The sequence below is a fragment of the Brachyspira sp. G79 genome (assembly GCF_002379365.1).
Taxonomy (GTDB): domain Bacteria; phylum Spirochaetota; class Brachyspiria; order Brachyspirales; family Brachyspiraceae; genus Brachyspira.
Window position 1 is genome coordinate 1,926,978 of record NZ_JQIU01000008.1, and the last position, 5,352, is coordinate 1,932,329.

The 5,352-nt window shown below is 27.8% G+C and carries 5 protein-coding genes; 1 reads left to right on the forward strand and 4 read right to left on the reverse strand.

Going from position 1 to position 5,352, the window contains the following annotated elements:
• Positions 1–273: 273 nt before the first annotated feature.
• The 3 genes from KQ44_RS09895 to KQ44_RS09905 form a co-directional block, all read right to left on the reverse strand.
• The gene (locus KQ44_RS09895) at positions 274–1,209 is read right to left on the reverse strand and encodes a hypothetical protein (protein WP_096737255.1); all 936 of its coding nucleotides are present in this window, start codon (positions 1,207–1,209) and stop codon (positions 274–276) included.
• Positions 1,210–1,301: 92 nt separating this feature from the next.
• On the reverse strand, positions 1,302–2,249 hold the full coding sequence (locus KQ44_RS09900; protein ID WP_096737256.1) for an EFR1 family ferrodoxin: 948 nt from the start codon (positions 2,247–2,249) through the stop codon (positions 1,302–1,304).
• A gap of 35 nt (positions 2,250–2,284) precedes the next feature.
• Positions 2,285–3,844 carry an NAD(P)-dependent oxidoreductase gene (locus KQ44_RS09905; RefSeq protein ID WP_096737257.1) on the reverse strand — a complete coding sequence of 520 codons (1,560 nt, stop codon included), beginning with the start codon at positions 3,842–3,844 and terminating at the stop codon, positions 2,285–2,287.
• A gap of 186 nt (positions 3,845–4,030) precedes the next feature.
• Here KQ44_RS09905 and KQ44_RS09910 point away from each other — a divergent pair, with 186 nt between their 5' ends.
• Complete coding sequence (locus KQ44_RS09910) at positions 4,031–4,858, forward strand: CAP domain-containing protein (protein WP_096737258.1); 828 nt, start codon at positions 4,031–4,033, stop codon at positions 4,856–4,858.
• 86 nt (positions 4,859–4,944) lie between these two features.
• Here the strand turns inward: KQ44_RS09910 and KQ44_RS09915 are convergent, their stop codons facing one another.
• On the reverse strand, positions 4,945–5,202 hold the full coding sequence (locus tag KQ44_RS09915) for a hypothetical protein (RefSeq protein ID WP_096737259.1): 258 nt from the start codon (positions 5,200–5,202) through the stop codon (positions 4,945–4,947).
• Positions 5,203–5,352 lie beyond the last annotated feature (150 nt).

The window sequence follows — 5,352 nt, forward strand, 5'->3', positions numbered from 1 at the left end:
AAAAAACTATGTCAGAATGTTATAAAAAAACTGTAATTTCATATTCTATAGTACTGCAATATACTGATACAATATCTGAGAGTAATTACAGAGATAATGATAAAATCACAGTATATTAAAGAATGCCGTTTAATAATTTGATTAAAGATGAAAATATATAATTATATTAATAAAAAGTGATAACCTATATAGAATTAGGTTATCACTATAAAATATAAAAATCAACAATAATAATTTTTTACATCTCTTTAGCCAACTTTTATAATAGCTGAATTATTTTACCATCTCTTTATCAACTAAATCATTAGCAGGAACATAGTCATTTATAATTTGGGAGAATACCAAAGTATCAACAAATCCTCCTCTTTTTATAGAGAGGAAAAGATCATTATATTCATTTTCTGGCATTCCTAATTTTTTCATAGTTACTGCTTTATAAAATACTGCATCATTAGCAAATCTAGTTCTAGGATATTCAGTAATTACTCTGTCAAATAAACTTATAGCCTCCTGAAGTTCTGTTTCATTATTAGAATAAGTTTGATAAAGCATGCCATTCCATAATAATGAAAGAGGTTTAAACTTTTCTATTTTTGTAAGTCCTTCCACTTTTTTAAAACATTCATCAGCTGAAATAATATTACTTCTAACTACAATATTGTTTGATTTATAACCGCCTTTAGCAAGAAAATAATGCACTATTCCTTTAAATTGATATAGCTGACCAACATCTACATCAGCAGGCAGATTATTAAAATCTAATTTATTAATATAATCTAAAGCCTGAGTATACTCATTATTTGCTATCATAACTCTTATTTCTCTAATAATTAGAGGGTCATCTTTAGAAGTCCAAGGGCTGTAAAAAGTATCTATAGTAGCTTTTAAAGGCGGTCTTCTTTTAGCATTAACAGAACTGCTTGAAGAAGAAGAACTTGAATAAGTATCTTTTACTGAACTATTATTATTTGCCTGATAATTATTATTAGGATTATTGTTTATCTGAGTATTATCATTATTAGACATAATATAATCATCAGTATAATCGTTAGTTTCTACTACTACATCATTGCTTGATGAGTTTTGATACTCTTTTTCTATCTCCTCAATATAATCCTCTTCCAAATTATTTTGATTATTCGGTTTCTGACAAGATACTGCAAAGGACAATAAAATCACTAAGAGAACTGCTAAAGATTGTTTAATCATTTTTTGCTCCAAAACTATTTTTTAATATTGTTTATTCTCATTTATCGGAAAATACAAAAAAAGCGTTAGAACAAATAATTGTATAATAAGTATTATGCTATATAATTTTCTATATTTTTATAGTATGATTTTTGTTTATATTCTTCTTTAGAACTAAGGGCATAATCCTGTATCTTTTTATCAGCATTGGCAAAATATCTCTCATAAGCCTTTTTGCAGTAAGCATCATTTTTAGTTTTTATACCTGTAGGAGGATTTTCGAATTTATAAACGCCATTAACACGCCAAAAATCCAAAATACCTATTCTTATGGCATCAACAGGACATCTGAATGAACAGCTTGTACACATTACACATTTGTTTTTAAACTTTATATCGCCTTTTTCATCATTGTAAATGTTATGAACAGGACATTTCTTAACACATAAGTTACAATGAGTGCAAATCTTTTTTACTTTAAATAAATGACCATTAACTTTCATAGCAGGATGCTCTATTCTAAATAAAAATGCTATAAATCTTCCGAAAGGAAATTTCTTTAAAAAACTCTCTCTTCCGTTCAAAACTTCATTAGCTTCTATTACGCATAAAGCCTTAGCAGTTTTCCACATCTTGGCTGCAAACTCATCAGTATGTCTAAATATTATATTATAAGGCATTACATAATGATATTCATTAGTAAGAATATATCCTTTATTTTTAAGTCTTGCCATCAAAGGCTCTGAAGATATATTATTAATAGTTAGAGGCTCTCCTGATGTTTTTATAATAAATATTTTTTTCTTCTCATTTTCAAATTTAGGAAAAAGTTTTATCAAATCAAAAATGGGATAAGGGGCATTAAATCCATGTATAGGATAAGCAATACCTGCATAATCATAATCTTTAATATTAGGCATATCATCAAAATTATCACTTACATTATAAAGTAAAGTTTCAACGCCGTTTTCTTCAAATATTTTTTTATATTCTCTAGCAACTTTTTCAGTATTTCCAGTACCAGAAAAACAGTATATTACAGCCTTTTTATTTTCAGACATATTTATTACCTTTATAAATTATTTTATTATTACTATTAATTAATTTTTTTGTAATGAGCCTTAAAGTCTTCATCAAAATAATAAAGCATATTCTCATCTTTCTCATGCGAATCATACCAAACCTGAGCAAAGAAAGGATTTTTTTTCGATAGAATATCAAAATTCCAAGTATAATCTGGCATGCATTCCATACACCAATGACCAGCTTTTATAACAGTAAATGCAGACGCTTCAAATTCATGTCCTTCAGCACAAGACCATCTTAATTTTGTATGCAAATCTCCTTTAGTCATGCTAGTGCTTAAAAGTTTTCCACCTCTAAACTCTGCAGCTTTTTTCAAATCTTCCAAATCTATTTCACTATCTTTTTTATTTTCATCATAGCCATGATTAAGAAGTTCGGCATTTTTTATATCAAGCAAAGCCTTATAGTCTATATAATTTCCTTTGGAATCTTTATTTTCAAAAAGCAAATTAAAATCTTCCCATTTTTTAGGCAAATTATCAAAAGCCTCTTCGCCTCCAAATGTCGCTATAACTTTACCTTTCTCTCCGTTTTTTCTCCAATATGTAGGAGAGTTAGGGTGTGATAAAAGTCTTTGTATAGCAAAAAATGATATTATAGAAGGCGGCACAAGTTTACCGAAAGCATAATACCAATGTGTTTTCCCTATCTCATTCCAATAATCTGTAACAGACTCTTTTTGATAAGAAAATAATTCTTCTAATTTGTATCCGTCATAATACCAAAGCCCATGAAAATTACGTATAGCATTCCAATTAGGCTTCATATATTTTTTTGTAGAGCCTCCAATAAGTTTGAAACCATCATTAAAAGTGTCATATCCCACAAGCCTATTTTCAGCCTTGCTTCCCAAATTGAAACAGCCTTTCCAAAAATAATCGTCTAATTTTCCTTTAATATCCTCTTCAATAATTCTCTTCATTAAAAGCCCGCTGTCTCTTGCAGTAGCCCATTCAAGAGGAGCATTATAGCAAGTATGGAACATAAGTCCGTCACTCATATTGTCAGTAAGCATTCTGTTATGAAGCATAGCAGTTTGCCTTATTATAGCCCTATTTTCTAATGATGAATCAAGAACATATCTTTCGCCTTTTAATTTTGAAAAAGAATATGCATCATAAGGACTTATTAATAAAGGATCCCCAACTCTCCCCCAAGGGTGCTTTTCATTGCGGTTGCCGTAAAGAGCTACTGTTGATATATGTACAAGTTTTGGGCGTTTTTCTTTAGGCATTTCTTCTAATATATCTACAATATGTTTAACGCCTACAAAATTAGTTAGATGTGCAAGTTTTGGGTATTTGTCAGAATTAGGAGGTATAACTGCCGCAAGATTAAGTACATAATTACAATCTTTTAATAATTTTACGCAGTCATCTCTCTCATACAAATATCCTATAATAATTTCAACTCTATCTCCATACTGCCTTTTAAACTTATCAGCAGCTTTCTTACTTTCTTTTCTTACAAGTACCTTTACTAATTTAATATCATCTATCTCCATTAATTGTCTTAATGTTTCAAGTCCCATGTTTCCAGTAGCACCTGTCAAGGCTATTGTATATTTCATATTATTATCCTCTATTAATATCAATAAACTTCAAATACTTAAATATCAATTAAAAATTTCAAGTTTAATGCTTTTTAATTAATTCATTATTATTTTTACATAAACATATATAAATAGTTTTTTTATTTTAGATATTATATATTGAAAAAAAAATTTGTAAATAAAGTGTTTAGAGGTATCAAAAAAATGAAGGCATTAAAAATATTATCTTTAGTATTATTTAGTTTTATTATTTATGCTCAAACATCTTTTTCACAAAATAGTGATGAAGCAATAAAATTATTAACTCTAATGAATAGTGAAAGAAAAAAATCATCTCTTAATGAATACAAAACAGAACCTCAATTACAAAATGCAGCAAACCAAAGAGCAAAAGAAATAGCAGAAGGTATAAGAAAATCAACAGCCCTCCAAGACAATAATATACAATTTGCATCATACTCTGAAGGCTCTATTATAGCAAATATGACTGCTGAAGAAATATTTAATCAGATAATGAAAAGCCAGAAGAGTTTGGTATTAAATAAAACATTTACACATGCTGCTGCAGGAGTTTATGAAAAAGGCGGCAAAAAATATTGGGTTATGATTTATGTCTCTTCAAGAAATGGTGATATAATAAAAAGAGAATTAAATATACAAAAAGAGAGAGAAAGAGTAACTGAATTATGCAATGAAGCGAGAAAACAAAATAATGTATCTGTTTCATTATCGCTTGACAGTAAACTAAGCGAGGCAGCACAAAAAAGAGCCGAAGAGTTAAAGACTTTATTTTCTCATACAAGACCTAATAAAACGGCATTTTCTACTATATTAAAAGAATATAATATCACTTACAAAACAGCTGGAGAGAATATAGCAAATGGTCAGGTAGATGCTGATGATGTTATGAACTCTTGGCTTAATTCTAAAGGTCATAGAGCAAATATACTTAATAAAAGTTTTGGAAAAATAGGCGTAGGTGTTTTTGAATACAATAATAGAATATATTGGGTTCAAATATTTACAGACTGATTATATTACTAAACAATAATAAAAATAAGGACAGCATAATAATTTAATGCTGCCCTTTTTTATTAGTGAGAAAATGATAAAAATAACTATTGTCTTAAAAATAAACGCTTATAAAAATGAACAAAAGGTCTTATAAAAATAAAATTAACAAAAGCAAAAACATAATCCGCTATAAATACATAAAAAACATCAGCAATCAAGAAGCATATACTGTAGAAAAACACAAATAAACATGTAAGAAGCATTAATATAATATCAGTAAGCAAATCTAAAAAATCTTCAAACATAAATAAAATAATTACTAATGCAGCTAATGAAAAAACTATAAGAACTATTAAAGTCATATATATATTATTAATACCTCCATAATTTTATAAAATAACTAACAAAAATATAATACGATGCAGCGACAGAAAATGTCGCAAATAATTTTTTTAATAAAAAAATAACAAAAAATAATAAAATTTTATGCATAATGCTTTTTTATTAATTTT

Bases quoted from the DNA above. Each gene is read 5' to 3' on its own strand.
- KQ44_RS09895 (WP_096737255.1), bottom strand. From the start codon at position 1,209: ATGATTAAACAATCTTTAGCAGTTCTCTTAGTGATTTTATTGTCCTTT.
- KQ44_RS09900 (WP_096737256.1), bottom strand. From the start codon at position 2,249: ATGTCTGAAAATAAAAAGGCTGTAATATACTGTTTTTCTGGTACTGGA.
- KQ44_RS09905 (WP_096737257.1), bottom strand. From the start codon at position 3,844: ATGAAATATACAATAGCCTTGACAGGTGCTACTGGAAACATGGGACTT.
- KQ44_RS09910 (WP_096737258.1), top strand. From the start codon at position 4,031: ATGAAGGCATTAAAAATATTATCTTTAGTATTATTTAGTTTTATTATT.
- KQ44_RS09915 (WP_096737259.1), bottom strand. From the start codon at position 5,202: ATGACTTTAATAGTTCTTATAGTTTTTTCATTAGCTGCATTAGTAATT.